Source organism: Methylobacterium sp. E-045, assembly GCF_022829685.1.
Classification (GTDB): domain Bacteria; phylum Pseudomonadota; class Alphaproteobacteria; order Rhizobiales; family Beijerinckiaceae; genus Methylobacterium.
The window spans coordinates 1-26,699 of record NZ_JAKSYE010000102.1; the positions used below are offsets into that span (position 1 = coordinate 1).

The 26,699-nt window shown below is 63.3% G+C and carries 26 protein-coding genes and 1 pseudogene; 8 read left to right on the forward strand and 19 right to left on the reverse strand.

Annotation, left to right across the window (positions count from 1 at the left end):
- Together MKK51_RS20165 and MKK51_RS20170 are read left to right on the forward strand one after the other, a co-directional pair.
- Positions 1-122, forward strand: a pseudogene (locus tag MKK51_RS20165) (IS5/IS1182 family transposase); the annotation flags it as partial.
- Positions 123-258: 136 nt separating this feature from the next.
- Positions 259-1,248: an SDR family oxidoreductase gene (locus tag MKK51_RS20170; RefSeq protein ID WP_243980187.1), complete on the forward strand. Its 990-nt coding sequence runs from the start codon at positions 259-261 to the stop codon at positions 1,246-1,248.
- A 173-nt stretch (positions 1,249-1,421) separates the two neighbouring features.
- Here the strand turns inward: MKK51_RS20170 and MKK51_RS20175 are convergent, their stop codons facing one another.
- From MKK51_RS20175 to MKK51_RS20195, 5 genes are all read right to left on the reverse strand, one after another.
- The gene (locus tag MKK51_RS20175) at positions 1,422-2,108 is read right to left on the reverse strand and encodes a type 1 glutamine amidotransferase domain-containing protein (RefSeq protein ID WP_243980189.1); all 687 of its coding nucleotides are present in this window, start codon (positions 2,106-2,108) and stop codon (positions 1,422-1,424) included.
- A gap of 118 nt (positions 2,109-2,226) precedes the next feature.
- The gene (locus MKK51_RS20180) at positions 2,227-2,829 is read right to left on the reverse strand and encodes a TetR/AcrR family transcriptional regulator (protein ID WP_243980191.1); all 603 of its coding nucleotides are present in this window, start codon (positions 2,827-2,829) and stop codon (positions 2,227-2,229) included.
- 152 nt (positions 2,830-2,981) lie between these two features.
- On the reverse strand, positions 2,982-3,344 hold the full coding sequence (locus MKK51_RS20185) for a YybH family protein (protein WP_243980193.1): 363 nt from the start codon (positions 3,342-3,344) through the stop codon (positions 2,982-2,984).
- Positions 3,345-3,541: 197 nt separating this feature from the next.
- Complete coding sequence (locus MKK51_RS20190) at positions 3,542-5,278, reverse strand: PQQ-dependent sugar dehydrogenase (protein WP_243980195.1); 1,737 nt, start codon at positions 5,276-5,278, stop codon at positions 3,542-3,544.
- Positions 5,279-5,366: 88 nt separating this feature from the next.
- Positions 5,367-6,419, reverse strand: coding sequence for a hypothetical protein (locus MKK51_RS20195; protein ID WP_243980197.1), 1,053 nt, complete (start codon positions 6,417-6,419; stop codon positions 5,367-5,369).
- A gap of 66 nt (positions 6,420-6,485) precedes the next feature.
- Here MKK51_RS20195 and MKK51_RS20200 point away from each other — a divergent pair, with 66 nt between their 5' ends.
- Positions 6,486-7,421, forward strand: coding sequence for a LysR family transcriptional regulator (locus tag MKK51_RS20200; RefSeq protein ID WP_243980198.1), 936 nt, complete (start codon positions 6,486-6,488; stop codon positions 7,419-7,421).
- A 62-nt stretch (positions 7,422-7,483) separates the two neighbouring features.
- Here MKK51_RS20200 and MKK51_RS20205 read toward each other — a convergent pair whose 3' ends face one another.
- From MKK51_RS20205 to glp, 10 genes are all read right to left on the reverse strand, one after another.
- Positions 7,484-8,878 carry a coniferyl aldehyde dehydrogenase gene (locus MKK51_RS20205; protein WP_279601245.1) on the reverse strand — a complete coding sequence of 465 codons (1,395 nt, stop codon included), beginning with the start codon at positions 8,876-8,878 and terminating at the stop codon, positions 7,484-7,486.
- Between the two features lie 100 nt (positions 8,879-8,978).
- Entirely contained in the window at positions 8,979-9,125 is a 147-nt protein-coding gene (locus tag MKK51_RS20210; protein ID WP_243980201.1) for a hypothetical protein, read from the reverse strand.
- Positions 9,126-9,256: 131 nt separating this feature from the next.
- Positions 9,257-9,640 (reverse strand): HPP family protein, encoded by a 384-nt coding sequence (locus tag MKK51_RS20215; protein WP_243980210.1) that lies wholly within the window; start codon positions 9,638-9,640, stop codon positions 9,257-9,259.
- Positions 9,641-9,875: 235 nt separating this feature from the next.
- A complete protein-coding gene (locus MKK51_RS20220; RefSeq protein ID WP_243980212.1) occupies positions 9,876-11,036 on the reverse strand; it encodes an NAD-dependent formate dehydrogenase in 1,161 nt (386 codons plus the stop codon).
- Positions 11,037-11,250: 214 nt separating this feature from the next.
- Positions 11,251-12,174, reverse strand: coding sequence for a LysR family transcriptional regulator (locus tag MKK51_RS20225; protein WP_243980214.1), 924 nt, complete (start codon positions 12,172-12,174; stop codon positions 11,251-11,253).
- Positions 12,175-12,285: 111 nt separating this feature from the next.
- On the reverse strand, positions 12,286-13,152 hold the full coding sequence (locus MKK51_RS20230) for a substrate-binding domain-containing protein (RefSeq protein ID WP_243980216.1): 867 nt from the start codon (positions 13,150-13,152) through the stop codon (positions 12,286-12,288).
- The gene (locus tag MKK51_RS20235) at positions 13,145-14,251 is read right to left on the reverse strand and encodes a DUF2325 domain-containing protein (RefSeq protein WP_243980218.1); all 1,107 of its coding nucleotides are present in this window, start codon (positions 14,249-14,251) and stop codon (positions 13,145-13,147) included. Before MKK51_RS20235 ends, MKK51_RS20230 begins: the two co-directional genes overlap by 8 nt.
- 427 nt (positions 14,252-14,678) lie before the next feature.
- Positions 14,679-15,254, reverse strand: coding sequence for a DUF2478 domain-containing protein (locus MKK51_RS20240; protein ID WP_243980220.1), 576 nt, complete (start codon positions 15,252-15,254; stop codon positions 14,679-14,681).
- Positions 15,255-15,342: 88 nt separating this feature from the next.
- Positions 15,343-15,687, reverse strand: coding sequence for a winged helix-turn-helix domain-containing protein (locus MKK51_RS20245; protein ID WP_243980222.1), 345 nt, complete (start codon positions 15,685-15,687; stop codon positions 15,343-15,345).
- 190 nt (positions 15,688-15,877) lie between these two features.
- Positions 15,878-17,083, reverse strand: coding sequence for a gephyrin-like molybdotransferase Glp (gene glp, locus MKK51_RS20250; RefSeq protein ID WP_243980224.1), 1,206 nt, complete (start codon positions 17,081-17,083; stop codon positions 15,878-15,880).
- Between the two features lie 201 nt (positions 17,084-17,284).
- Here glp and MKK51_RS20255 point away from each other — a divergent pair, with 201 nt between their 5' ends.
- Entirely contained in the window at positions 17,285-18,340 is a 1,056-nt protein-coding gene (locus MKK51_RS20255; protein ID WP_243980226.1) for an NAD(P)-dependent alcohol dehydrogenase, read from the forward strand.
- A gap of 140 nt (positions 18,341-18,480) precedes the next feature.
- Positions 18,481-19,014: a cytochrome b gene (locus tag MKK51_RS20260; protein WP_243980228.1), complete on the forward strand. Its 534-nt coding sequence runs from the start codon at positions 18,481-18,483 to the stop codon at positions 19,012-19,014.
- Between the two features lie 127 nt (positions 19,015-19,141).
- Here MKK51_RS20260 and MKK51_RS20265 read toward each other — a convergent pair whose 3' ends face one another.
- Positions 19,142-20,191 carry a phenylacetaldoxime dehydratase family protein gene (locus MKK51_RS20265; protein ID WP_243980230.1) on the reverse strand — a complete coding sequence of 350 codons (1,050 nt, stop codon included), beginning with the start codon at positions 20,189-20,191 and terminating at the stop codon, positions 19,142-19,144.
- A gap of 488 nt (positions 20,192-20,679) precedes the next feature.
- On the opposite strand from MKK51_RS20265, the gene modA reads away from it, so the two are divergent.
- Positions 20,680-21,462 (forward strand): molybdate ABC transporter substrate-binding protein, encoded by a 783-nt coding sequence (gene modA / locus MKK51_RS20270; protein WP_243980232.1) that lies wholly within the window; start codon positions 20,680-20,682, stop codon positions 21,460-21,462.
- 11 nt (positions 21,463-21,473) lie between these two features.
- Positions 21,474-21,683 (forward strand): molybdopterin-binding protein, encoded by a 210-nt coding sequence (locus tag MKK51_RS20275; RefSeq protein ID WP_243980234.1) that lies wholly within the window; start codon positions 21,474-21,476, stop codon positions 21,681-21,683.
- Between the two features lie 58 nt (positions 21,684-21,741).
- On the opposite strand, the gene MKK51_RS20280 is transcribed toward MKK51_RS20275, so the two are convergent.
- From MKK51_RS20280 to msrB, 3 genes are read right to left on the reverse strand one after another with little or no spacing between them, the layout of a single operon-like run.
- Positions 21,742-22,227, reverse strand: a complete 486-nt coding sequence (locus MKK51_RS20280; RefSeq protein ID WP_243980236.1) for an SAM-dependent methyltransferase — start codon at positions 22,225-22,227, stop codon at positions 21,742-21,744.
- 60 nt (positions 22,228-22,287) lie between these two features.
- Positions 22,288-24,102, reverse strand: coding sequence for a cytochrome c biogenesis protein DipZ (locus tag MKK51_RS20285; protein WP_243980238.1), 1,815 nt, complete (start codon positions 24,100-24,102; stop codon positions 22,288-22,290).
- 25 nt (positions 24,103-24,127) lie between these two features.
- Positions 24,128-24,619, reverse strand: a complete 492-nt coding sequence (msrB, locus tag MKK51_RS20290; protein WP_243980240.1) for a peptide-methionine (R)-S-oxide reductase MsrB — start codon at positions 24,617-24,619, stop codon at positions 24,128-24,130.
- Between the two features lie 460 nt (positions 24,620-25,079).
- Between msrB and MKK51_RS20295 the strand changes: the two genes are divergently transcribed.
- Positions 25,080-26,453 (forward strand): NAD-dependent succinate-semialdehyde dehydrogenase, encoded by a 1,374-nt coding sequence (locus tag MKK51_RS20295; RefSeq protein ID WP_243980241.1) that lies wholly within the window; start codon positions 25,080-25,082, stop codon positions 26,451-26,453.
- Positions 26,454-26,699 lie beyond the last annotated feature (246 nt).

Sequence of the window (26,699 nt, forward strand, 5' to 3'; positions counted from 1 at the left end):
GGGTCGAGCGGCTGATCGGACGCCTCAAGCAATATCGCCGCATCGCCACCCGCTACGAGAAGCGGGCCACAAACTACCTCGCCATGGTCACCCTCGGCATGACCATGCTCTGGCTCACATGACTTTGCAGAGACGCCCTAGGCTTCGGTCGCTGAGGGCATCACATGCAGTGCCCGGTTCGGCCCTGCTACCTTACGGCACATCCGGTCGGCGAAGACTGACGCGTTCTTCCAATGAAATCAGAATTGGAAATCATCGATGACACGAGTTGCAGTCGTGACGGGAGGAAGCGCCGGCATCGGTCTGGCCACCGCCGAGGCGCTGGCCCGGAAGGGGTGGTCCGTCGCCATCGTGGCTCGCGATCCCGAACGCCTTGAAGAGGCTGTAACGTTTCTGCGCCGGTATGGCGGTTCCGTACTGTCGATCTCGGTCGACGTGGCGGATGCCACGGCTGTCGATGCTGCGGCCGACCGGGTCGAGCGCGATCTCGGACCGATCACGGCCTGGGTGAATAATGCCATGTCGACCGTAGTGGCACCCGCGGATCGGATCAGCGCCGCGGAATACGCCCGCGTCACCGCCACGACCTATCTCAGCCAAGTCCACGGCACCCTCGCCGCGTTGCGCCACATGAAACCACGCGGTCGCGGCACAATCATCCAGGTCTCGTCGGGCCTCGCCATCCGGGCAGCGCCACTCCAGGCCGCCTATTGCGGCGCCAAGTTTGCGGTGACTGGCTTCACCGATGCCCTACGCTCCGAACTGATCGCGGACCGTATTGATGTGGCCCTGTCAGTCATCTACCTCCCGGCGGTGAACACGCCGCAATTCGGATGGTCCCGCAATCATACCGGACAACAACAGATGGCGCCTGATCCGGTCTTCGATCCTCGGCTTTGTGCCGATGCCATCGTTCATGCGATCGAACATCCGTCCCGCGAAGTCTGGGTCGGGCGCAGCACGCTGATGATGGCCCTGGGTCAAGCCGTGGCGCCAAGCTATGCCGATCGCAAAGCGAGCGACATGCGGGATGTGCAGCTTGGCGGCCCCATCCCCGAAAGGTCGGGCAACCTCGATGAGCCGGTTGCAGGCCCCGCCGCCATTGACGGTCGATGGACCGATCGCGTGTTGCCGACGCGAACCGAATTCTTCACCAGCCGCCAGCGTGACGCGTTCCTGATGGCGGCCGCCGGTGGGATGGTTGCGCTGTCAGCGCTGCTGCCGCGATTGGGACGATTCCGGCGATGAGACGCAGCGACGGCGCTTTCGCCGTCCCGTCATCAAGCCCCACCCCTCGCCTGCCGTTGAGAGGCGCTTGCGCCTTTACCGGGGATCCGAATCGACTTCGAGAAAGATCCGGAGGTGGGAGAGCGGCTCCACCTCCGGATCGACGGTGGACTGAGGACGCGACGCGACGCGAATTAGGCGCGTTTCTTCAGACTGTCGAGAAGGGCCTCAGCCGCCGGGCCCGAGGATGCCGGGTTCTGCCCGGTGATCAGGAGACCATCTTCCACCACATACGGGTGCCAATCGGCGATCTTGCTGAAGTGACCGCCGAGACGCGTCAGCTCGTCCTCGACGAGGAACGGCACGATGGTCGTGAGCTGCACGGCGTCTTCCTCCGAATTCGTGAAGCCCGTCACCTTTCTGCCGCGCACGAGGGGTTTGCCGTCTTCGGTCGTGACGTGCCTTAGGACGCCTGGGGCATGACAGACGAGCGCGATGGGTTTGCCGGCCCTGACCGTCGTCTCGATGAGCCGCCGGGAGGCCGGATCCTCAGCAAGGTCCCACAAGGGGCCATGACCACCAGGATAGAACACGGCATCGAACCCGCCCTGCGAGACGCCGTCGAGACGCACCGTGCTGGAGAGGGCAGCCTTCGCATCCGCGTCAGCTTCGAACCGCCGTGTCGCGTCGGTCTGGAATCCGGGCTCGTTGCTCTTCGGGTCGAGGGGCGGCTCGCCCCCCTTGGGTGAGGCCAGCACGATGTCGGCACCGGCATCCCGGAACACGTAGTAGGGCGCGGCCAGCTCCTCCAGCCAGAATCCGGTCTTGCGGCCGGTGCTGCCGAGCTCGTCGTGCGAGGTGAGAACAATCAGGATCTTCATGTCGGGTTTTTTCCATTGCGCGGTCATGGGTGACGGCGACTGGCTCGACCGCATTTAGTAGACCAGTCGTCTATAAATCAGCCACGGCGTAGTTTGGGCCTTGCCGTCAGAAACCAATTTAGTGTGCGGGAAGGCTCAGAATGCGCCGCGTGGTCGCCGACGCGGTCTCAAATGGTGCGGGCGTGCGACGGATCTTCGCCATCAGGCTCGCGCCCATCCATAGGTAATAAAGCATCTCGGCTGTCGCGTACGGTTTGTCTTCAATCACGACGGACCCCTCGGCCACGCCAGCCTCGATGGCACGTGCCAACCGTTCGATGATACCAGTCGTCCCACTCTTGAGCGCGAGGCGCATAGCCTCCGACAGATCGGAGACCTCTGCCGCGAGCTTGATCGCGAGGCACTTGCCTTGGCAGTCGAGGCTACCCTGGCTGTCCTGCCATCGCTGCCAGTAATTCATCAGGCGCACGGCATGACTGAGGCCGGGCTCTGCAAGGGTCGAGTCGAGAGCCGTGAGATAGTCTTCGAAGTAGCCCGCCAGCAGCGCTTCGCCGAAAGCCTCCTTCGAGCCGAAGTAGTGATAGAACGACCCTTTCGGCACCCCGGCGGAGACCAGGATCTCGTTGAGACCGACCGCCGAGAATCCCTTCGCCGCCATGATCTGCTGGGCGGCGGCGAGGATGTTCTGCCGGACGTCGATGGTATCGCGGGCAACGCTCATGACGATAACATAAACACAATTAGACCAGTCGTCTAGAGAGGGTGTAGAAAATGGTCGCTTTGGTTGTTCGACGCCGCCGACCGCCCTCAACCGCTCGGGCGAACGGAGGCGGACCGCGCAAGGCGGCCCGGCAAACCGGATTTCGGGACCGCTCAGTTCCAAGTGTGAAGCAAGGTGCGCCAATCATCGCCCTGGCGCTCCAAGACATTGACCCAGTTGCCACCGTAGCTCTGCGTGTCTCCGCTTTCACCCGGACCGTTCAATTGCCAGCGTCCCGTCAGGAGGAGGGTCTCACCCTTCAGAGTGGCATCCTCGACCGTGATCTTATGGTCCTTGAACCCCTTGCTCTGCAGGTCGGCGAAGAAGGCGGCAATGCCCTCCGGACCCTGGACGGACGTGCCACCGGCCGGGATCACCTTGCCGTCGCGGCTATAGAGTTCCCCCAGCGCGGCGGTATCGCCCTTGTTGAAGGTTTGGTCCCAGATATCGGCGATAGCTTGGCCTTGAAAGCTCATTGGATGTCCCTTGCATGGCGATGCGGAGGCACCGCCTCAGTAATGATCGATACCGAACGGCCTCGTAGGGCATCAACGAAAGCGGTCGCTTCCCCGTTGCCCAAGAGTGCTTGAGAGGACGCAAGCATCCACACGCCCTCTCCATCACGTCAACGAGAAGGCCAGCGTCTCGGTGCTGTCTGCACCTTTGGTCTTGTTCAGTTCTTCTGGTGGCCGATGGCCCAGACATAGGCGGCGAGCGCATCAACCTGTGCGCCCGTGAGCTCAACGCCGCCCATGGGGGGCATTGCTCCCGGATGTTTCTTCGGTTCGGGCACGCCGTCGAGAATGGTCTTCTTGAGACCGGCGAGGCTGCCGTCGCTCCAGTCCCATTCTCCTGCCGTCAGCGATGGACCGATCGGGCCGCCGCCGGCGTCACCGCCATGACAACCCGCGCAAGTACCGCCGGCCTCTTCGCCGCGAAAGATGCGTCCGCCGAGCACCACCTGTTCGGGGTTCCCCCCCGGAGGTGTGGGCAGCGTCACGCCTGCATTCGGGTCCATGCCCTCCGGCGGCGGCGTCATTGCTGCCGAGCCGACGGCCACGGTCACGCGCGGCGCGGCCTCGATCTTCGCCGACCGGTCGCCCGCGTAGGTGACCTTCCAGATGCGGCCGGCCTGATCGTCCGCGATGTAAAGTGCCCCCTCAGGACCGACCGTCAGGCCCGAGGGACGATGAGCGGCGCGACCAGGCTCCTTGATCCTGCCTGCGAAGCCGTCGGCGAAGACCACGTAGTCTCCGTCTGCCTTGCCATCTTTCAGCGGCTGGAAAACCAGGTTGAAGCCGTCCTGCGGCGCAGGTGCGCGGTTCCAGGAGCCGTGGAACGCGATGAAGGCGCCGCCCTGATAGGCTTTCGGGAACAGGTCAGAGAGATAGATCTCCATATCGTTCGGCGCCCAATGCGCCGGAAATGCCGCTACGGGACCCTGCTTCCCGGCACAGACCCCGATCTCCTTGCCGCCGTCACCGCCATATTCCGGTGCCAGCACGAGCTTCTTCTGCGTCGGGTCATAGTAACAGTAGGGCCAGCCGAAATCGGACCCCTTCTTGACCTCGACAACCTCCTCGGATGGCAGCTCTGCGGCTTGCTTGGCCGTGTAGAGCTTGCCCCAGCTCTCGGCGAGCTGGTCGCGTCCGTGCTGGGTGGCGAACAGTCGTCCGTCAGCATCGAACGAGAGGCCTTCGCCGTTTCTCAGTCCCGTCGCGTAGCGCTCCTTCGGCGAGAAGGTCTGGCCCGCCTTGTTGGCGTCGTAGCGCCAGACGCCGGCGCGCGTCTCCAGTTCGACGCAAGGGTCGGCCCCTTTGATCCCGGTCATGCGGTTCTTGGGCTGACAGCTGTTGGTGGCCGAGCCGACGCCGATGTAAAGCCCGCCGTCCTTCCCGATGGTGAAGGGATGCATGGGGTGGTCGCCGGTCGATGGAATGCCGGAGACGATCACTTCCGGATCGCCCATGGGGGCGATGCGATCGGTCGGTAGCGTGAAACGCACGATCTTGTCGTCCATCTCGGCGTAGAGCTTTCCGTCATGAATCTCCAGGCCGGTACCGCCGGCCGAACCGGTCTTGGTGGTGCCGCCGAAGCGCTCGACGACGTCGGCCTTGCCGTCACCGTCATTGTCCTTGAGCGCGTAGAGGAAACCACCGTCGTCCGGCTTGTTCTTGTAGTACGGGCCACTCCAGGTGTTGGCGTAGACGACGCCATTCGGTGCCACCGCGATATGCCGTGCGTGGCCGAGGCCGTCGGCGAAGACGGTGGCGGAGAAACCTGGTGGGAGTGTCACGGAGTCTCTGGCAGGCTCCTGTGCCGCAGCGCGGAGACCGGCCCCCGTCGCCAATGCCCCCGAAGCGAGCAGTGCGGTGTAGGCAGCGCGGTGGAGTTTCGATCGAAGTTTCATGACCGACCTCTTCGAAGCTCCTGGCTTCGTCGATAGAGGAAAGAACGGGCGGTCTGGGGATCAGACCCCGCCCGGGCGGGAATCGTACTCACTCCTTCGGGAGCGGCATCGCGCGCAGCCGGAAAGCCTCGGGCTTCCTGCCCTTCTTATCGGGGTCGCTGAGATACCCGAGTTGTCCCTCGGTAACCCAGATTACGTCGCCCGCCAGCACGACGCCGGTGGGCCCGGCAAATTCCTTCACGGTCTCGATCTTGGCTTCGTCGCCGCTGACGGTGACACGGTCGAGGGTACCCTTGCCCTCCACCATGATGAATCCGTTCTTGTAGGGTTTCATTCCGTCCGGGTGGGTCAGCGGCCGGGAGGTCTTGAGCTTGGTGACCTTGCCGGCAACGTCACCCGCGATGCCGATTCGAAACAGTTCTCCCGAGACGTAGGTGTTGACGTAGAGGTTCCCGTCTTCGCCAAGCGCGATACCGTCGAGGCCGCCTTTCAGGGCGTCGTCCTTGACGAAGATCTCCAGTGCGTCCGCGCCAGGTTTGAGCATGAAGATCTCCGGACCCGCCGTGTTTGTGACATACAGGGTTCCGTCGGGACCAAAGGCGAAATCGTTGGCGACGGCGCTCTCGACCGGCAGCCTGAAAGCCGCCTTGAGCCCACCGGATTTCAGGTCGAACGCCTTAATCCAGGCGCCTTCGACGGCACTCGGACCTTTGATGCCGATCGCCGATGCGTCGTTCGAGGCCACCCACAGAGTGCCGCTCTTGTCGTCGGCGAGGACGCCGAACGTGGAGCGGGTGTCATGCTCCCCCGGCTTGAAGAATGGCGTCGGCGCCGATCCGTCCGGCGCGATACGCAGGACACCGCCGTCGGTGATGCTGCTGACGAACAGAACGCCATACGACGTGGCGGCGACGCTTTCCGGAAACGGTGCCGTGTCGGGCAGCGTCACCTCGGGCATGCCCGCAGCCCAAACGGAGCCGACGACCAATGACGCGGCAACCGACAACGCCGTCGTTACCCCCCATCGCTGAATCTTGCGTTTCATGCGGCATCCCTTCCTTGCGCTATGCTCGAACGAGCATAGCCCTGACCACGATGAGCCGACCGAGAAAAGGCGACAACCGTGGAAGTGAGAGTTCATCAGCCATATACCGCGGCTCGCACCTACTTAAAATGAATTCGCTTTAGGCCTTCCATGACAGAAAGTATGAATACGGTGCCTTTCGATGGCCGTCTCCTCAGTGGGATCGGCGTCCTCTCCGCTGTCGTGCGGGCCGGAAATTTTCTTCGAGCGGCGCAGGCCATGGGGCTCACGCAACCTGCCGTCAGCCGGGCGGTTTCCCGGCTGGAGCAACGGATCGGGATACGCCTGTTCCACCGGACATCCCGGTCGGTCACGCTGACCGACGAGGGCCGACGCTTCTACGAGACCGTCGTCCCGCTGCTGGCCGGCATCGAAGCGGCGGCGGCGGATGCACGACAGACGACGAACGCCGTCAACGGTCTGTTGCGGGTCAATGCCGACCGAATTTTTGCTCAATACGTTCTGACCCCTGCGGTTCAGCCGTTCCTCACGCTGCATCCGGACCTGAGTGTCGAGATCGTTGTTCAGGAACGGCTCGGAGATCTCGTCGCGGACGGGTTCGATGTCGCGATCCACTTTGGTGATCCTCAGCCGACCACGCTCGTATGCGAACGCCTGATGGATGTTCCGGTGGTGACCTGTGCCGCGCCGGAATATCTCAAATCACATGGCGCTCCCGGTCGGCCACGTGATCTCGAACACGGCCATGAATGCATCCTGATGCGTAATCCAAGTACCGGCAGAGCATTCGATTGGGAGTTCGTCGGGAACGGCGAGATCGTTTCCGTAGCGGTTTCAGGACGTCTGACCGTGAACGATGCCGGCTCACTTTTGGGCGCTTGCTTAGGCGGACAAGGAATTGGTCAGCCTTTGGAAATTTATGCCCAGACGTACATAGCAGAGGGCCGACTCGTTCGACTGCTCACCGGATGGTCGGAAGAAACCTTCCCCGTACATATTTATCATCACGACCTGAGAACCGCCCCGGCGCGGATCAAGGAGTTTCTACGGTACGTCTCGCAGATTTGTTCATCTCGGTGGAAGCCATCAGCATTATAAGACGATAGGCCTGACGTATATCATAGCATAGACTAGGACGCACGGCCGTCACTGAGTCAATCTTAACGCAGAATGAACCTAGTTATTTGGTCGAACAGTGCTCCGAACGGTGGCCGGATGACATCCGACATGTTTAGCCGCGGCTGAATAAAGATGCCCTTTGCATGACTCAATGCCTTGAAGCCCTCATGACCGTGGTAGAATCCCATGCCACTGGCACCTACGCCTCCGAATGGCAGATCATCCTGAGCGTAGTGAAGTAAAGTGTCGTTGATGGTCACGTTGCCGGAGGTAGTTCGTGCGAGCACATCGGCTCGGTCCGGTCCGTCCGGACCAAAGAAGTATGGAGCCAAAGGTCGGGCGTGCCCATTCACATAGGCGATGGCGTCGTCTAATGTGTCGTATGGGACAATAGGAAGAATAGGACCGAAAATTTCTTCGCGCATCACCATCATTGCATCGGTAACACCCGTCACGATACGAGGTAGGAAGGTGCGCGAATGCAGGACAGGCCCGTTCTGCTGAGAGCCGCCGATCTCATGAACGATGGCACCTTTGGCGGAGGCGTCGTGAAGAAGCCGCTGCAGCCGCGCGACGTGGTGCCCGTCGATGATCGTCGCATAATCGGGATTCGTCGCGATCCTTGGATAGAACCGATCGACCTCCGTGCGGAAAGCGCCGACGAAAGCCTCCACCTCCTCCCTAGCAACGAGGGCATAATCGGGCGCGATACAGGTTTGACCAGAATTGGTCAGCTTGCCGAAAGCGATGCCGTGGGCCGCCCGCTTCAAAGAGCTTCCACGGGCGACGATCGCTGGTGACTTTCCTCCCAGTTCGAGGGTCACGGGTACAAGGTTGTCCGCTGCCACCCGCATCACCGTGCGGCCCACCGCCGTGCTGCCGGTGAAGACGAGATGGTCGAATGGCAGGCGCGAGAACTCGGCCGCGACGCCGACGTCGCCCGTGACCAAGGCAACCGTATCGGTGGGAAAGACGCTGGCCATCATCTCTTCCAGGAGGGCCGAGGTCCTTGGCACGGATTCCGACGGCTTCAGCATCACCCGGTTGCCGGCGGCCAGGGCGGTGGCCAAGGGTGTCAGAGCAAGAACGATCGGGTAGTTCCAAGGTGAGATGATGCCGATGACGCCGAGAGGCTGATAAACCACCTCCGCCCGTCCGGGCTGGAAATGCAGGGCGACGCGCCGTCGCTCAGGACGCATCCACCGTGCGAGGTTGCTCTTTAGGTAGTCGATGGTCGCCACCACCGGCAGCAGGTCGAGGTAGCTCGTCTCCTGTGCCGAGCGATGCCCGAAATCCGCCGAGACCGCCTCAATGAGCCGCTGGCGATGAGCCAGAACAGCCACCTTCAACGCCTCGAGTTGGTTCAATCGTGTCTCAAGGGTTGGCGCCCCCGTTACCAAGTAAGCCGCCCGCTGCGTGTCTAACAAATCTCTCATGAGCGGTTCGACTGTTGCCCTATTGCACGGACGCAATCGGATGGTTCACGGGAGCCTACTGACGGCGTGGAGGATTTGAGTGGCCGTTGCGATCGGCGCTTTAGCGTTCGATGGCCGCCTGAAGATCAATGACGGCGGTGATGAGGATCGGTGAGACATCGGTGATCCAGGCCCTGATGTACTTCCATTTCGGCGCGTTTTCACGTCCGATCTCGAAGCGCTCTTCCGTGAAGTCTGCGCGCGTCATGTGAGCCAATCCCGGTTCCTTCCCCGAAGGACGCGTGACGACGGCGGCTCGTCCGCCGCGATCTGCCGCTACTGTTGACGCGACCGTTCCATAGCGCGTTCATGCTCATGAACGACGGCACGCGAGCATGATTATTTGGCCAGAGTCGTAGGGTACTTTTCTCCTGTAACGCATCTATGAAAGACGATCCCAACGATAACGATGATGAGCGCTCCTGAGAAAGCGGGCAGGAATAGAAACTGCCATGAAGCGCCAACCAGGATGACGACGATGGGATCGGCGCCCGCCGGTGGATGCGTCGTGCGGGTGAGCAGCATGACGGCGATCGCAACCCCCACCCCCAGCCCGAACGAGACCGGGCTGGCTCCCAGAACTGATAGACATATCAGGCCGACGGCCGAAGAGATCACATGGCCGCCGACGACGTTTCGGGGTTGCGCGAGCGGACTGCGCGGCAGGCCGAACACCAGAACACAACTGGCTCCGAACGGCGCGATCAGAAGGGAAACCCCCACGATGTCCCCCAATCGTGGCCAGGGCATAGACGACGACGAAGCCGCCGATGCCGGCCAGGACGGCAGGACCCGTGTGACGGGCCTGATTTCTGAGTTTGCTCATGGCGCTGAGAAATTGCGCACGAAAGGTTCGCCCGGCGTTTGGGTTGGTCACCCCATGTCCCTCGCGGCTTCAGCCGGACGGGCAGCAGCATTCCAGCGCTGCCCGTCGGCGTGCATCAAAAAGCTGTCGCGTTTACTTGTTGACACTGTAGGAGCGCGCACCGACACCGGCGAGCTTGCCACCCTGCACGATGAGGTACTCGTCGCGGATCGGACGGCCCTCGAAGTAGCATTCGAGGATCTCGCGCGTGCCGGCGGCGTAGCGGGTCTGGGCCGAGAGCGAGGTGCCGGAGATGTGGGGCGTCATGCCGTGATGCGGCATGGTCCGCCACGGATGGTCCTGCGGAGCCGGCTGCGGGTACCACACGTCGCCCGCGTAACCTGCGAGCTGGCCGGATTCGAGTGCACGCACGATCGAGTCGGTCACGGCGAGCTTGCCGCGCGCGGTGTTGACGAGATAGGCGCCGCGCTTGAACAGCTTGAGCGTCTCGTCGTTGATCATGCCCTCGGTCTCGGGGTGAAGCGGGCAGTTCAGGGTCACCACGTCGCAGACGCCATACATCTCCTCGCGGCTGGCGTGCCAGGTCAGGCCGAGCTCCTTCTCGACGGCCTCGGGCAGGCGGTGACGGTCGGTATAGTGCAGGTGCATGTCGAACGGCTTCAGCCGCTTGAGGACGGCGAGGCCGATGCGGCCGGCAGCCACCGTGCCCACATGCATGCCCTCGACATCGTAGGAGCGCGTGACGCAATCGGCGATGTTCCAGCCACCCTTCACCACCCACTGGTAGGACGGGATGTAGTTGCGCACGAGGCCGAGGATCATCATCACCACATGTTCGGCGACGCTGATCGAGTTACAGAACGTGACTTCGGCGACGGTGAGATTGTGCGCGTTGGCGGCGTCGAGATCGGTGTGATCCGAGCCGATGCCGGCGGTGACGATGATCTTGAGCTTCTTCGCCTTCTCGATCCGCTCCTTGGTCATGTAGGCGGGCCAGAACGGCTGCGAGATCACGATCTCGGCGTCATGCAGGTGCTGGTCGAGAACGGAATCGGCGCCTTCCTTGGAGGAGGTCACGATGAGTTCGTGGCCGAGGCCTTCGAGGTAGGGGCGCAGGCCGAGCTCGCCCGAGACGCTGCCGAGCAGCGTACCCGGCTGGAAGTCGATGGCCTTCGGGGTGGGAAGCGTCTGGCCGTCGGAGTAGCGCTCGATCTTCGGCAGGTCGTCCCGGGCGTAAGTGGTCGGATATCCGTCGACCGGATCGTCGTAGAGAACGAGAACAATCTTGGCCATGTGATCCATCCCTTTGTTGTGAGGACAAAGGGGATCGCGCCCAGCCGCATCACTGCGAACCATGCCGATGATCTTTATCGGTTCAGGCGTTTCCCCGCTCGGGACTTCCGAAGACCGTCTTGACTGCGGGTCGGTGTCTCGAACAAGGGCAGCTTCCACGGAGACGGCGTGGCCATCAAACGAAAGTCTTAAATGGCCTGATCGACGCTGACGATCACAAGGCCGCCCGCGCCTCGGCGGCCGAGACCGCGCTCTCCAGATCTGCATCGAGGATCACGCGCGACAGGGCCGCCGCCATGGGCGGCAGCGGATCACGATCGGACAGGACGAGGCCGACGGCCTGCCGGTGCACGGGCTCGACGAGATCGATCATGACGAGATCCGGCGTCCCACCGAAGAGATGCCGGAAGGTGTGGGGCACGATGCTGGCGAAATCCTCCTGACGCAGATGCGCGCAGACGCCCAGGAACGAGTTGCTCACAACGACGGGCCTGAGGGTGAGAGACAGGCTGGCGGCGAGGTTGTCGAGAATGCGCCGGTTCTGCATGTCGTCGCTCAGGAGACACAGGCGCTGCCCGGCGGCCTCGGCCCAGGACACGCGGCTGCGCGCGGCGAGGACGTGGTTGGCTCCCATCGCGAGGATGTAGTGCTCGTGGTAGAGCGGCAGCCGCCGGACGCGCTCGAGAGGCTCGTTCTCAAGGTAGGTCAGGCCCGCTTCGATTTCGAAACAGTCGAGGCCCTTCTGGATATCGCGAGACGACAGCGAGCGGATCTCGATCAGGGCTTCGGGATGAGCCTGGCGAAAGCGCGTGGTGAGGAAGCCGATGGCACCCATGGCCGCCGGCACGACTCCGAGGCGCAGGGTTCCCTTGAGGCCGGTGCGCAGGCCGGAGAGATCTTCCCGCAGGGAATCGTAGTCGGTCAGGATCTGACGGGCCCAGGCCAGCAGATGATCGCCCTCGACGGTCAGGCCGATGAACCGCTGATTGCGCACGACGAGCGCGACCTGGAGATCCTCCTCCAACTTGCGGATCGCCGCCGAGAGTGTCGATTGCGTGACGTTGCAGGCCTCAGCCGCACGGGCGAAGTGCTGCTCGCGGGCCAGTGTCACGAAGAACGAGAGGTGCCTTACAAGCATAGCGAAGCTGGTTCAGATTTGGACGCATGTCGCTCCGTGACAGTGGATACGAAGCGCGTCTCGGCTTCCTCCCATTCGCTCACGTATCCCCGGTGCGATGGCGCCGGCCTTTCATGGGCCGGCGATGGGGAGCAGACCATGTCGCACCAGGATGGTCTGTCCGTCCTTCGAGAGCGCGAACAACGCGAGCCGCATCGCATCCGGGTTGGTGCCGATCACCGTCAATCCGTAGACCGGATGGACTTCGAGCGTCGACGGGAGCGGAACGGAGACGAGGCCTGGTACCTCCTTCACCGTCGCGGGCGACGAGCTGCAATAGTACAGGAGCGCGTCCGCGTGATCGCCCAGGAAGACCGAGGCGCCCGGGCTGCGGCCAGCCACGGGAACCATAGCGCCGGGCGAACCGAGGAGGGTCAGAGCTTTGTCCCGTAGGATTTTGCCGGCACCGGGGCGGATCGCTTCGGCCCGGTCGAAGACCGCGAGGGCATAATCGCCTCCGGGATCCGCACCGGCCGTCGAGGTCGCCAGCCTGGTTGCAGGGTCCAGAAGCTTTTCGAGGAGCGTCTCGGCCGTGAGCGCCAGAGACGGTTTGGCCATAACGCACAGGGTGTTGCGCGCAAAAGGTACGACCGGGAGTCCGGAGCCCTTATCGACCAGTCTTTGAGGCTGAGCGAGATCAGCGGACGCGAACAAATCGGCCTTCTCTCCAGCTTCGAGGCGCTGCCCCAGCAAGCCGGCGGGACCGAAGACGGGGGTATCGAACGACGTCGGCGGTAGCCCTGATGCCGCGATCAATTCCTTGATTGGCGCGACGAGACTTCCGGCTGCGTAGATGCGCGCGGGGTCGGCCCGCACATGCGTGGTGCCAAAGGCGAAAGCCAGAGACGCGCACAACAACCCTCCCAGACCACATGTCAGCCGGGAGCGCCGAATGGACCTTACCCAATCCAGTCTCGCGCTCCATCTCGACTCAAACATTCTGGCCAACCGAAACGGAGGATTTCATGGGCAGGACGGCGTGGACGAAACTCGCGAGGCTGGCGGTGCGGACAGGCCGAAAGGTCCTCCCCGTGGTCTCGCAGCAGCGCTTGACCATGTTCACCGCCTCGTGACTCACACACTCGACGGGAAACAGGACGAGGTCGCTCTGGCCGACGAGGCCGGGCAGTAGGCTGAGGCTGTCCTCGATCCCGCCATCGTGGTTGAGGAGGCGCCCACCGCGATCCCGCGCGAACCGCCTCAGATTGGTGATCTGCCGTGGTCGTCCTCCAACATAGAGGAGCGTGCGGCCCTCAAGGCTGACGGGATCGGCGGCGAGCGATGCATCGCCCACCTCGCCGTCCCGTCCGTCGGCCAACATCGCCTCGACGGCGGCCAGTTCCGCTTCGGCGATCTGCCGACGCGCGGTTTCGGCTTCCAATTCGCGGCTCATCCGCGTCGAGGCCTGCAACAGAATCGCGAGCTTCTCGTCGAGGGCTTCCGCGTGCGCCTGCTCGCGGGCGAGGCGAGTTTCAAGCGACTTTCGATTGTCCCGATCAGTGTCCGGCTCCACGGCCCCGAGGGCCGCCGCTGTGAGTGCACGCGCCGCCTCGATGGCTCGGTTCTGTGCTTGGAGGGCGTCCCGCTGCTCCATTACCTCGCGGATGCGAAGCTCCTGAGCCGCAGCAATCTCGTCACGCGCCGCCAGATCCGCCTCGAGTTGGCGGAGGCGCCGAATGTCGGCCCGGTTCGACTGGCCGACGAGGTGCGACAGCATATGCACCTCGCCGAAGATTTCCTGCACCAAGGCCCAATCGGTGGCGGGGTGGGTGATCGCCGCCCAATAGGCGCCGGGGATCTCGCCCCGCGCCAGATATTCCTTCCAGAGCGCACGGACTGCATCCGTGGTGCGGGCCTTGTCGAACTGGCGAATTTCCAACTCGTGGCGGCGGTCCAGGGCCTTCTGGAGCAGCTTGCCGCCCCCGTCGCGACGTCCTGCCAGCTGAACGATCTGCCCATGGAGGTGATGTTCGCTCAGGGTCCGTGCGTTAGGAACGCCGAGTTTCACCAGCAGCCCGCGACCCTCGGCAGTCGTCAAGCAGGTGCCAACGATGGAGCAATGTAGGGTGTTGGCCAGCTCCCATATCCGATCGCGCGACTTCTCAACAGGCTCCGCCAGTTCAGCCGGCGTGAAGGTCGACACGGATGGGACAGGGCGCAGGCGCTGGGCGTGCCCGCTGAGGAAATGGCTTTGCGTCACGGTTGCCGAACCTGTCGTTATGTTCGATCAGATATAGCCAAAGTGCCGGAATCAACGCCGGTTGCCTAGGGGGTATTTCAGTTCCGAAGCCGTAAGGCGGATTCGTCGTCCATCGTCGCCCCTGCCGACATGCTCCGGCGGTGCACTGACATCAGATCAATCAGTTTGATGGGTGGGCCAGGAGTTCGCTTCGCACACGGCGAGAAGGACGTTGCTCAGCTGCCGGTGGGTACGAACGGCACTTTGAACCAGGAATTTTGTTATCTCAGGCTTCGCTGGAACCGGGGCAGAGTGACCAGAGGGGACGGGCGTCCGAACGCTCTCGATGGCAATCGTTGAGCAGCGTCTGCCACCAGGCATCGAGTGCCTCTGCATTCGCAGGCGCGACGGTGGCCAATTCTCCCGCGAAGGTGTGCCAGGATGACGAGTAGCTCGGCGAAACTGCCGTGAGGATCGGGATACGGGCCTCGACCGCAGCCGTGAAGGCGGCCACCAATCCACTTCGTCCGGCCTCCAGCTTCCCGAACTTACTGAGAATGACAAGATCGCACCCAGTCTGGATTTGCCGTCGGATCGCCTCGCAGGCTTCCGCGACCCCCGATCCGTCCAGACGGCAGGCCTTTGAGCCCGCTCCAAGATCCTGATGGACCGAATAGATCCGGCCACTGCCCAGATCTCGCAATACCGCGCATTCCGAGACCGGACTTGGTTCCTCGACAGCTCCAACAATCCGGACACCAGACGCCCTCCACCGCATGGCAAAGGCCATGAGGAGAGATTGGATGGCATCGGTCGTCGCACCTTGCACGGCCAAGATCGGCGTTGCGCGACAGTCGCTCAACGGTTTTCTCCGGACCGGGTGGGCCAATCTGCGGCTCGATCGACAAACGGCGAGACGACGACCATCACCTGCTCCCACGAGCCATATTTTAATCGGTATCCGTGGAAGAGGGCGAGAACTTCGCCAAATACGGCAACGCCGATTTTTCAGCAGCCCGTTCGATGGCTCGATAATGGGCCACGACGTCCGCGCCGAACGGCGAGAGGCGCGCGCCTCCTCCGGACTTGCCGCCGATCTGCGCATCGACAACGGGCTTGCCGAAGCCCTTGTTCATGGCTTCGACCAGCATCCACGCGCGGCGATACGACATGCCGAGCGCCCGGCCTGCCGCCGAGATCGAACCATGCTCTGCAATCATTTCAAGCAGTTGCACCTTCCCGGGACCGACCCGATGGTCGGGACCGAGATCGATGCGGATGCTCAAGCGTGCCATCGACTCTCCTCGCCCCGTCGGCGAACCGTTTCGAGATCATTCAACGCGGTTCTATCATGCCGCGATGCCGGGATGTTATGACCGACAGACCTACAACATTATGCTCCGCGAGATACGACGCTCGTGATCGCCTGCGTCAGGTCTCGTCGGTCGGATTTTCACTCGTCGTGAGCCAACAATCCAAGCGCACCTAAAACCCGGCGATCAGATCGAACCGGATCGCCTCAATGGGAGCACCCGCTTCAAGGGCCGGCGCTCCGGCCGGGCGCAAGACAAGCGCGTTCGCTTCCGCCAGCCCCGAAATCATTGCGTTGTCTTGTATCGGCTGCGCTGTGAAGGTTTGGCTGCCATCGGATCGTCGATCGAGGCGACCACGCAGGAACGTGTTCCGGGGTCCCCCTCCGGTCATCGGATGCGCGAGAATGGCGGGTTCGCGGGCGAGCCCCTCGTAACCGGCGCCTTCAAGGGCGGACAAGATCGGCTTGAGGAAGACGAGGGCACTGACGAGGGCGGCAACGGCGTTTCCCGGCAGGCTCAGCACCGGCATGCCGTTCATCGTTCCAAACATCGTCGCCTTGCCTGGCCGCATGTGAACGCGGCGAAACGCCATCCGTAGGCCCAGCCCTTCCAGCGTCGGCCGAACGAGGTCGAAATCGCCGACCGAGGCGCCACCGGAGACGACCAGTAGATCTGCCTCAACTCCATGAATCGCGCTACCGAGCGCAGTTGGACAATCGCGGGCGATGCCGAGGTCGATCGCCACGCCACCCCAGGCGCGCACCAGCGCTTTCAGCGCCGGTCTGTTGGCATCGATGATCTGCGGCTCTTCATCGGTCACGAAGCGATCGGAGAGCTCATCCCCCGTCGAGAGGATGGCAACGCGCGGTCGTTGATGAACCCGCACAGCCTGATGGCCCGCGGCCGCCAGGAGGCCGACATCGCGCGCACCGAGCCGACGGCCTGCACGGACAACAACATCACCAGTCCGGAAATTGCAGCCCGCCAGGCGAATATGCCGACCGGGCACGGGAGCGGTCGTAAATCGTATCCCGGCCTCCTCACTCCGAGCGTCCTCCTGAAGCACCACAGCATCGCCACCGGCCGGGACCGGGGCACCGGTGAAGATACGGGTACAGGTTCCAGGAACGAGGACTGACGGGTGCCGGTCTCCCGCCTTGGCATGAGCGAGGCATCGCATGACAGTGCCGGGGGCGAAATCCGCACATCGCACCGCGTAGCCATCCATCGCAGCGACGGCAAAGGGAGGTGCATCGAGCCGCGCGGTGATCGCTTCCGCACAGACACGGCCATGAGCGTCAGCGAGGGAGACGGTCTCACTGCCGATAGGACCAAGACCTTGCGCGATCAGCGCAAGCGCCGCCTCGATCTCGACCATGTCCGGTGCCTCGCTCGGCTCGAGCGTACCCTTCGCGTCCCGCACGTCTCGTCCCTCGGCTTATGGTCCATGCCCAATGCTGCTACCGATTAGCGGCAAACCCTGGCCGACGCTATGCACGGGCGTATATACCCGCTGTCGAGATCATACGGCAGGCCAGGCGAAGGGCCTGCCAGATCCTCGCCCCTACGGAGAGTCTCCATGTTCACCTGCACCGGCTACGCCTCCACCAGCGCCGAGGCGCCGCTCGCGCCCTTCACCTTCCAGCGCCGCGATCCCGGCCCGTCCGACGTCGAGATCGAGATCCTGTATTGCGGCGTCTGCCACTCGGACCTGCATACCGCCCGCGACGAGTGGGGCGGCACGCTCTATCCCTGCGTCCCCGGCCACGAGATCGTCGGCAAGGTGACACGGGTCGGCGCTGAGGTCTCGACCTTCAAGGCCGGCGACCTCGCCGGCGTCGGCTGCATGGTCGCCTCCTGTCGCGAGTGCGACAGTTGCAGGGAAGGCCTCGAGCAGTATTGCGTGCCCGGTTTCACCGGCACTTATAACGGTCCCGAGCCGCAGACCGGCGGGCACACGTTCGGCGGTTATTCGAGCCACATCGTGGTCGACAGCCACTTCGTCCTGCGCATCCCAGAGGGGCTCGATCTTGCTGCCGTCGCCCCGCTCCTGTGCGCGGGCATCACCACCTACTCGCCCCTGCGCCATTGGAACGTGAAAGCCGGCCAGAAGGTCGGCGTGGTGGGTCTCGGCGGCCTCGGCCATATGGGTCTGAAGCTCGCACACGCTATGGGCGCGCACGTCACCCTGTTCACCACTTCGCCTGGCAAAGAGGCCGATGCGCGCCGTCTCGGCGCCTCGGAGGTGGTGATCTCGAAGGATGCCGAGGCCATGGCGGCCCAGGGCGAGACCTTCGACTTCATCCTCGACACCGTGGCGGCCGAGCACGACATCAACGCCTATCTCGGCCTTCTCAAGCGCGAGGGCACCCTCGTGCAGGTGGGCGCTCCGGAGAAGCCGCTCTCGGTCAACGTGTTCAGCGTGATCTGGCGGCGGCGCAACTTCGCCGGCTCGCTCATCGGCGGCATCGCCGAGACGCAGGAGATGCTCGATTTCTGCGCCGCGCACGGCATCACCTCGGACATCGAGATGATCCCCATCGACCAGATCGAGACCGCCTACGGCCGGATGCTGAAGAGCGATGTGAAATACCGCTTCGTCATCGACATGGCGTCCTTGCCCAAGGCCGCCTGAGGTGATGATCCCGGGTGCGAAGATCGGCGCCCGGGCTTGCTGACCGGTTCGAGATCGACTGGACGTCGACGGGCTCGTTTCCACAAGGGCCGTCACGACCACCGCTCGTGACGGCGCGGGGGGGGGCGAGGGGAGTGACGATGGTCCGCTGGTTCGACACGCCGCAGCGTTATGGCCGCATCAGTCGCGGCTTCCATTGGTTGATGGCGGCCCTGTTCGCCTGGCAATTCGCGGGGGCGCTGCTCTACGTCGGCATCGGGGACACGGCGCTCACGCGCTTCGTCGGGGGAAGCCATTCCACCCTGGGCTTAACCCTGTTCGTCCTCGTACTGCTGCGCGGGGTCTGGGGACTGACGAATCTACGGCGACGGCCACCGCATCTCGGCCGCCTGGGTCGTGCCGCGGCGGCGGGCCACGGCTTGCTCTATGCCCTGATGATCGTCCTGCCGGGGATTGCTCTGCTGCGCCAATACGGGTCGGGCAAGCCATTCTCACCCTACGGCATCCCACTCATGCCGGAGCGGGAGAGCAAGATCGCGTGGATGATGATCCCGGGCGACCTGCTGCATTACTGGATGGGCTTTCTCCTCCTCGCGGTCGTGCTCGGTCATGTCGGCATGGTCGTACTCCACCGGGTCCTGTGGAAGGAGGACGTACTGGCCCGCATGACGTGAGTTGCGCCCGAGCACGCGGCTCTTCGGCGGACCACCAGGCCAGTTCGCGGCCCCGCTTATCGGATTGTCGTGCCTATTCTTCCGAGGCACGGCACGGCTCTCACGAGAGCCGTGCCGGCGAAATGCCTCAAACGGCGCGCAGGATGCCGGTCTTCGGGTGGCAGTTCAGATACTCGAAATGCTGGTTCGACGCATCGAAGACGGAGACCTCGTGATAGAGCGTAAGGTTCTTGAACTTGGTGGCCAGCCGATTGAACGTCACGAAAATTTGGAGGTGCGTCTGGTGCGACTCCGCCCAATGTTCCAGATTCGTGATGGAACGCCAAAGACTGTAGCCAAACCCCTTCTCCAGCAGATTGCCGTTCTCGTCCATGTGATGGACGTAGCGGTTGCAATAGCAGCCGACTTCGAGGCCGTCGTCGCGTAGGTAGTTCATGCCGTCGCGCAGGACGGGCTCGATCTCGTCGAACCAGGTGCGACGTTCCTCGGCCTCTGTCAGGCTCCAATCCTCCCCGGACCGGATGAGAGCCAAGTTCTCATGTCCGGCGACGATGACGCGACCGCCGAGGGCCGGCGTTCCCTGCTGGATCGAAAGCGCGCCGGATGGGTCCATCGTGTCGGTCTGCGACAGGGGCAGGCGATCCCGCATGGACCCCCAGTAGCCATGTTCGATGATGGGTTCGCTCATCGAACCCAAGATGACACTGACACCTTCGAGCGGGCCGTGCTCGTGCGTGAAGATCGTCTCGAATTGTTCCATGCGCGGACGCAGGATCTCGCGAAAGTAACCAACGCCCTCGTCTAGACGCTCGTCGGACGCCCACCAGCCCGAGATGGCCGGGCTATCGTTCCATCTGTCGAACTGGGACGGGTCGACCCAATAAGCTACGGCGATGAGATTTAGATAGCCCTGGCCATCGGTGAACTGAACCCGATCATGTCGGATCGGCCCATCGGGCTGCTCGAAAGTCTGCAAGATCTTCTGATAAGCCGCGTAGGTGGGAGCGGTGGTGTCGTCTTCCTTCGACTGGACGCCAAGATACGCCATCACGAGATGTGAGATGCTTTCCTCACCGCGGGCGGAATAAGCCGGGACCTGCGGAACCCACGTGTCACTGACCCGACGCGATCTTGTTCGCGGACATCTCAGATGGCTTGGAATCGAGGAATCCAACATTATGGTACTGCCCTCCCGCGCGTGCCGTCATTTTCTGACGTTCGCTATATCTCATGGTATATAGTGCATGCTGTCAACCGCCACCCTCGGCACGATAAACCCGGCCGCAGAAGTCGATGGCGGCCTTCGGCCAGGGCCGTACTGCTGCGTTGGCCGATGCCAGCCGATTTTCTGGGTCGAAGCGATTTTCTGGGTCGGAGCGATTTTTGGGGATGGAACGCGGCGCTTAGCAGTCCCTCAGTCTGGCCTTGACGCGGAGCTTTCCGCCGAAGAGGCACAGCGAGGGACCGAGCCTGAGCGATGTCGCCCACGCACATCCAAATCACCATGCCGGGTGCGCTCACGTTCGACGGCGTTCAGCAGGTTTTGATCCACCTCGGCATCGTCTCGTTCCCTGATACCAACCCGAGCATGAGGTGCTGCCTGCCCCTTTGACCCACTGCATGACCGTCGATAGTCCAAACGACCAGCCCAGAAAGGCACCCTGTATGCTCACCTCCCTCCGTGCCGTCCTTCTCGCCGGCCTCGTCGTCCTGGCGCCCACCGCCCAGGCTGCAGAAACTGCTACGGTTTTCGCGGCGGCCAGCCTGAAGAACGCCCTCGACAATGCCGGAAAGGCCTTCACCGCCCAGAGCGGCATCGAGCTCAAGGCGAGCTACGCCGCCTCCTCGGCCCTGGCACGGCAGATCGAATCCGGCGCCCCGGCCGATCTGTTCGCTTCGGCCGATCTCGAATGGATGGACTACCTCGCCAAGAAGAACCTTATCCGTCCCGAGAGCCGGGTGAACCTCCTCGGCAACCGCATCGTCGTGGTCGCTCCCAAGGAATCCAAGACCGCCGACGTGCCGTTCACCGCGGAAGGGTTCGCGGCCGCGCTCGGCGCCGACGGCCGTCTCGCCACGGGTGAGGTCAACTCCGTGCCGATCGGCAAATACGCCAAGTCGGCGTTCGAGAAGCTCGGCCTCTGGACGGGTCTGCAGCCGCGCCTCGCCCAGGCCGATAACGTGCGGGCGGCCCTGCTCCTGGTCTCGCGCGGCGAGGCGCCCCTTGGCGTGGTGTACGAGAGCGATGCCAAGTCCGATCCGGGCGTGAAGATCGTCGGCGTGTTTCCGGCGGACAGCCATCCGCCCGTCGTGTATCCGTTCGCCGTCACCGCCGAGGCCAAAGGGGATGGCGCTGCCAAGTTCCTCGACTTCCTGAAGGGAACCGAGGGCAAGCCCTTCTTCGAAGCTCAGGGCTTCACGGTCCTCGGCACAGCGGCAGCGAAGTAACGAGAAACGCCATGAAAATCAGTGCACGCAATACCCTCAAGGGCAAGGTCGTCTCGGTCGAGAAGGGTGCCACCACTGCCCATGTGAAAATCGAGGTTGCGGACGGCACGGTGATCACCTCGTCGATCACCAATGAGGCCGTAGACAGTCTCGGCCTCACCGTTGGCGGCGAGGCCTATGCCGTCGTCAAGGCCTCGGACGTGATGATCGCAGTCGATTGATTCACGCCGCGTGATGCACCGTGCCCCGTCTCCGCTCATTGGATTGGGGGCACGGTCATCATTCGAAGTCGCCGGGCTGCGGTGGGGCGACAGGCGTGAACAGGCTGCGATCGGGTTTCAGATCGAGCAGCGGAGTGCCGTCGAGGCAATCGAGCCCTCGGACCAGGAGCGCCGAAGGTTGGACTTCGACAAGAACCGCGATCGACGTTCCAATCGGATTGGGGCGGACGGGCGAGCGCAGGGAGAAGGCGCCTCGCGCATGACCGTCATCGGCCGGGCATTGACGAACGATGTCGCGGCGTGAGGCATTGAGCCAGTAGATGACTTCGATCCGCGCATAGGCACCAATGCCTGAGAGCGCCTCATCCCAGGGCGCGAACACCTCGATGCGGCAGATCGGACCGTCCGACCGTCCCTGGCGGGGACAGGCAAGCCGATCGGTCCAAGGCGTCTGAATGCGGCCGATGAACACCAGGCCGGCATCCGTTGCATCGGGAGCCGGGACGACGAGTTCGCCGCGACGGATTTCGTTCAACCGGACCATCTTCCGCGTCTCGTTCCAAAAGCGCCTGCAACCTTCTTCGCAACCCGCGGAGCAAGCCCATCAGCCGAACGTGAAGGCGAAGGCCTGTGCGCCGGGACCGAGGAATTCGATGTCGAACATCCGGTCGGTGACACCCTCGCTCTGGCGGACCAGTTGATAGAGGCGCTCCTCGGTCACGATACCGTTGCCTTGGGCATCGACATCGACACCGTGGTCGGCGCCGGGCGGGTGTCCGTCGATGGTGACCTTGAAGCGCACCGGCTTGTCGTCCTTCGAGGGGCTCAGCACGAGATGCAGGTCGCGGGCGTGAAAGCGGATGCGAATGCGTCCGTCCGCCCCGTTCGATACAGCGCGCTCTCCCTGGACGGTCCAGTCGCCCGCGAGAGACCAATGATTCAGGCTGAGTTCGTCAGGCTGTGCGTAGATGGTGGGCTTGTCCCGCACGGCGCCATCCTTGGTAGCGTCCTTGGTGACAAAATTCTCGGCCCGCTGATAGCCGATATAGATCTCGGGCGATTTCACGTTCGCCTTGTCGGAGGCCGCCGACATCCCCTTCGCATCGACCGCGACGAGATCGCGACTGACCCCCGATCGGCCGGCCTCGGCGAGCAGATCCTGAATGATCTTCTCGCTCTCGGCGTACTCGCCTTCGCCGAAATGCTCGTGGCGCACTTCGCCGGTGACATCGAGGAAGTAGTGCGCCGGCCAGTACTGATTCTTGAAGGCCCGCCAGATCGCGAAATCGTTGTCGACGGCGACGGGATAACCAATCTTCAGATCGGTGACCGCACGCCGGACGTTCCGGATGTCCTTTTCGAAGGCGAATTCAGGAGCGTGGACGCCGATCACCACCAGGCCCTGGTCCTTGTACTTCTCAGCCCAGGCCCGGACATAGGGGAGCGTCCGCAGGCAGTTGATGCAGGAATAGGTCCAGAAATCGATCAGGACCACCTTTCCCTTGAGCCCGGCCGCATCCAGCGGAGGCGAGTTGATCCATTCGACGGCGCCGGAAAGCGAGGCGAGCAAGTTCCCCGATGGCGCGGCGCCGTCGCGGCGGGCCTCGGGCGCCGCCGCATCACCGGTCATCATTGCGTTCGAGCCGCCCATCATCACGTTCGAGCGGTCGACCACACTGCCTCCGGATGGGGTCGGCCGGACCTTGTCGATCAGCGCCTGCTCCGCGCTCGACGTGCTCGCGCTTGAGATCTGCGTCAGATACCCGGTGTCGAGCCCCAAGGCGATCGCGGCGACGCCGCACAAAACCGCGACGCCGAGACCGCGCCTGACCCATTCGCCGACGCCGAGGGACCGTTTCATCACAGCGAACACCCGGCCTCCGATGACGAGCGCCAGCGCGAGGGATGTGGCTGCACCGGCGGCATAGGCCAGAAGCAGCAGGGAGGTCTGGATGTTGGCGCCCTGGAGCGCCGCCCCGGTGAGGACGAGGCCGAGGATCGGCCCGGCGCAGGGTGCCCAGAGCAGACCCGTGGCGATGCCGAGGAGGAACGAGGCGGCGAAGGTCCCGCCGTTTCCAGGCGTCCCGCTGGTAGGTTGGGAGAGACGCGATCCCAGGGCGACGAGGGGACGCGTCAGCCTCTCGGCCAATCCTGGAAACAGCAGAGTGATGCCGAACACGGCCAGCAGGGCGATGGCCGCGAAACGCCCATACTGATTGGCGTCCACGGCCCAGGCGCCTCCGACCGCGGCGAGCGTGGCCACGCCAGCGAAGGTGATCGCCATGCCGAGCAGAAGGGGAAGGCCGCTCTTGACGAAGGGCTGGTCCGCCCTGGCGAACACGAAGGGCAAAACCGGCAAGATACAGGGGCTGAGGATGGTCAGCACGCCGCCGAGATACGAGACCGCGAACAACAGCATGGAATCGGCCTTATCATGCGACCGCTCAGGCGGCGGGAAGGAACTTCAAGGCGACGCCGTTCATGCAGTAGCGCAGGCCCGTGGGTTTTGGCCCGTCCTTGAACACGTGGCCAAGATGCCCCTGGCAGCGACGGCAACTGATCGCGGTTCGCTTTGTGCCGAAGGAGGTGTCGAGCGTCTCGGCCACAGCGCCGTCCACCGGCGCCCAGAAGCTCGGCCAACCCGTTCTGCTGTCGAACTTGGTCTTGGAGGAGAAGACCGGCAGCTCGCATCCGACGCAGGCGAAGGCGCCGGAACGCTCTTCGTGGAGGATGGGGCTGGTGAAGGGACGTTCCGTTCCCTCATGCCGCAGAACCGCGTATTGATCCGGGGTCAGGCGCCGGCGCCATTCCGCATCCGACAACAGAACCGGCTGATCTCCCGCAGCGCGTGCCGGGGATGCCGTCCATCCGCGACCGGCCGCCAGGATCGCGAGCACGCCGATCCCATCCCGGATCGCTGTTCTTCGATTGAGCATGCCACTGATCCTCCCGGAGAGGCGCGGGTATCTACGCCTTCCAATGCCTATACGTCGGCCAACGCTATTCTGTTTCATATACAGCGTTTAAAAAAATGAAACGGCCGGCGGCCTGCCGTCCTCCAGCATCAAACGGGCCTTGGATCGCCCAGCAGGGTCGTGGTTCGGGCCAACATGCGGTTCGGGTAGGATGATGGTGCTGTCGCGAGCGGCACGAATCTGGCCACGATCATCCGCGAGGCGCAAAATCCGAGTGCGAACTCTGGCCGTCGCTATTTACAGCCATATATCACGCGACGTTGGGCTCCGACGTCTCATCGTTGTGTCGATCTGCCGCTCGGCTCACCAGAGGTGCAGCCTGATCCTCCGATGCCGTTCGTTCACGTCACTGACGCACGCCACTCATGCTCAGATGACGTCACCCGCGGCGGGTGCACCCCGCGCTAAGAAAGGACCTGTCATGGCCGCCTATTCGACGATCAATCCGTTCACCGAACAGCTTGTGAAGACCTATCCGCCGCACACCCCCGAGCACGTCGAAGCGGCGCTGGCCAAGGCCGACGCGCTCTATCGCTCCGACTGGTCGCGCGGCCCGATGGCGAACCGCTTGCCGATCCTCGCCAAGCTCGCAGACCTCCTCACCGAGCGCAGCGAGACGCTGGCGAAGGCCGCCAGCACCGAGATGGGCAAGCTGATCCAGCAGAGCCGGGACGAGTTGAAGATCTGCGCCGGCATCGCGCGCTACTATGCCGAGAAGGCCACCGAATTTTTGAAGCCCGTTCCCTACGAGACCTCGCTCGGCGAGGCCTGGGTCGAGCATCATCCCATCGGTGTGCTGGTGGCGGTGGAGCCCTGGAACTTCCCGTTCTACCAGCTCGTCCGCGTCGTCGCTCCAGCCATCGCCGTCGGCAACCCGATCCTGCTCAAGCATTCCGAGATCGTACCGCACTGCGCCGAACTGTTCGAGGCGCTGGTCCGTGAGGCGGGGGCGCCGGACGGGGCCTGCACCAACCTCTACATCTCGAACCAGCAGGTCTCCGACCTGATCGGCGACGAGCGCATTCAGGGCGTGGCCCTGACGGGTTCGGAACGGGCTGGCAGTGCCGTCGCCTCCCGTGCCTCGGAGAAGCTGAAGAAGTCGACGCTGGAACTCGGCGGCAACGACGTCTTCATCGTCCTTGACGATGCCGACATCGAGAAGGCCGCCGAGGTCGGCGCCATGGCGCGTCTCGCCAATGCCGGGCAGGTCTGCACCGCGGCCAAGCGCTTCGTCCTGCACGAGGCCATCGCCGACCGGTTCCTGGATGCCTTCTCGGCGTGGATGAAGGGTGTGACCTTGGGCGATCCCCTGGACCCTTCGACCACGCTCGGGCCGCTGTCCTCGAAGGGCGCCCTCGATCGCCTAGAGAAGCAGGTCGAGGCCGCGGTCGCCAAGGGCGCGACGCTGCTGTTCGGCGGCAAGGCGGCCGACCGGCAGGGCTACTTCTACGAGCCGACGATCCTCACCGGCATCGCCCGCGACAACCCCGCCTTCTATGAGGAGTTCTTCGGGCCTGTGGCACAGGTCTACGTGGTGGGCTCCGATGACGAGATCGTTGAACTCGCCAACGACTCCCATTTCGGCCTCGGCGGGTCGGTCTTCGCTGGCGACATCTCCCGCGCCAAGGCCCTGGCCTCGCGCATCGAGACAGGAATGGTCTTCATCAACACGGCCACCGGTTCTATGCCTGAGCTGCCCTTCGGCGGCATCAAGAACTCGGGCTTCGGCCGCGAACTCGGCGATCTTGGCATCAAGGAGTTCGTCAATAAGAAGTTAGTCGTTGTAGCTGGATGACTGAGACGGCAAGTAGACCCATCGGCGCCTCGCACCGGTGGGTCAACCCAATTTATCTCGAAAAACATTTCTTACATTAATATTTGCGGCGTTGCCCATTAGCCGAACGACACAATAAAGCAGTATATATCCCGTTTTTCTTCCAATATAAAATTGAAATTATTAATATTATTTTAATTGTAGAGGTACTACGCTTAAAGAGATAGTTCCCTGTTCGTTCGGGGAAGCGATCAGCGTAACTTACGT

Coding starts and splice junctions, on each gene's coding strand:
- MKK51_RS20245 (WP_243980222.1), bottom strand. CDS start 15,687: ATGGCACGCTTGAGCATCCGCATCGATCTCGGTCCCGACCATCGGGTC.
- MKK51_RS20265 (WP_243980230.1), bottom strand. CDS start 20,191: ATGTTGGATTCCTCGATTCCAAGCCATCTGAGATGTCCGCGAACAAGA.
- MKK51_RS20285 (WP_243980238.1), bottom strand. CDS start 24,102: ATGCTGTTGTTCGCGGTCTCGTATCTCGGCGGCGTGCTGACCATCCTC.
- MKK51_RS20280 (WP_243980236.1), bottom strand. CDS start 22,227: ATGGTCCGGTTGAACGAAATCCGTCGCGGCGAACTCGTCGTCCCGGCT.
- MKK51_RS20180 (WP_243980191.1), bottom strand. CDS start 2,829: ATGAGCGTTGCCCGCGATACCATCGACGTCCGGCAGAACATCCTCGCC.
- MKK51_RS20225 (WP_243980214.1), bottom strand. CDS start 12,174: ATGCTTGTAAGGCACCTCTCGTTCTTCGTGACACTGGCCCGCGAGCAG.
- MKK51_RS20210 (WP_243980201.1), bottom strand. CDS start 9,125: ATGACGCGCGCAGACTTCACGGAAGAGCGCTTCGAGATCGGACGTGAA.
- MKK51_RS20185 (WP_243980193.1), bottom strand. CDS start 3,344: ATGAGCTTTCAAGGCCAAGCTATCGCCGATATCTGGGACCAAACCTTC.
- MKK51_RS20195 (WP_243980197.1), bottom strand. CDS start 6,419: ATGAACTCTCACTTCCACGGTTGTCGCCTTTTCTCGGTCGGCTCATCG.
- MKK51_RS20275 (WP_243980234.1), top strand. CDS start 21,474: ATGAAAATCAGTGCACGCAATACCCTCAAGGGCAAGGTCGTCTCGGTC.
- MKK51_RS20255 (WP_243980226.1), top strand. CDS start 17,285: ATGTTCACCTGCACCGGCTACGCCTCCACCAGCGCCGAGGCGCCGCTC.
- MKK51_RS20200 (WP_243980198.1), top strand. CDS start 6,486: ATGAATACGGTGCCTTTCGATGGCCGTCTCCTCAGTGGGATCGGCGTC.
- MKK51_RS20295 (WP_243980241.1), top strand. CDS start 25,080: ATGGCCGCCTATTCGACGATCAATCCGTTCACCGAACAGCTTGTGAAG.
- MKK51_RS20220 (WP_243980212.1), bottom strand. CDS start 11,036: ATGGCCAAGATTGTTCTCGTTCTCTACGACGATCCGGTCGACGGATAT.
- MKK51_RS20230 (WP_243980216.1), bottom strand. CDS start 13,152: ATGTTTGAGTCGAGATGGAGCGCGAGACTGGATTGGGTAAGGTCCATT.
- MKK51_RS20205 (WP_279601245.1), bottom strand. CDS start 8,878: ATGAGAGATTTGTTAGACACGCAGCGGGCGGCTTACTTGGTAACGGGG.
- MKK51_RS20260 (WP_243980228.1), top strand. CDS start 18,481: ATGGTCCGCTGGTTCGACACGCCGCAGCGTTATGGCCGCATCAGTCGC.
- MKK51_RS20170 (WP_243980187.1), top strand. CDS start 259: ATGACACGAGTTGCAGTCGTGACGGGAGGAAGCGCCGGCATCGGTCTG.
- glp (WP_243980224.1), bottom strand. CDS start 17,083: ATGGTCGAGATCGAGGCGGCGCTTGCGCTGATCGCGCAAGGTCTTGGT.
- MKK51_RS20175 (WP_243980189.1), bottom strand. CDS start 2,108: ATGAAGATCCTGATTGTTCTCACCTCGCACGACGAGCTCGGCAGCACC.
- msrB (WP_243980240.1), bottom strand. CDS start 24,619: ATGCTCAATCGAAGAACAGCGATCCGGGATGGGATCGGCGTGCTCGCG.
- MKK51_RS20190 (WP_243980195.1), bottom strand. CDS start 5,278: ATGAAACTTCGATCGAAACTCCACCGCGCTGCCTACACCGCACTGCTC.
- modA (WP_243980232.1), top strand. CDS start 20,680: ATGCTCACCTCCCTCCGTGCCGTCCTTCTCGCCGGCCTCGTCGTCCTG.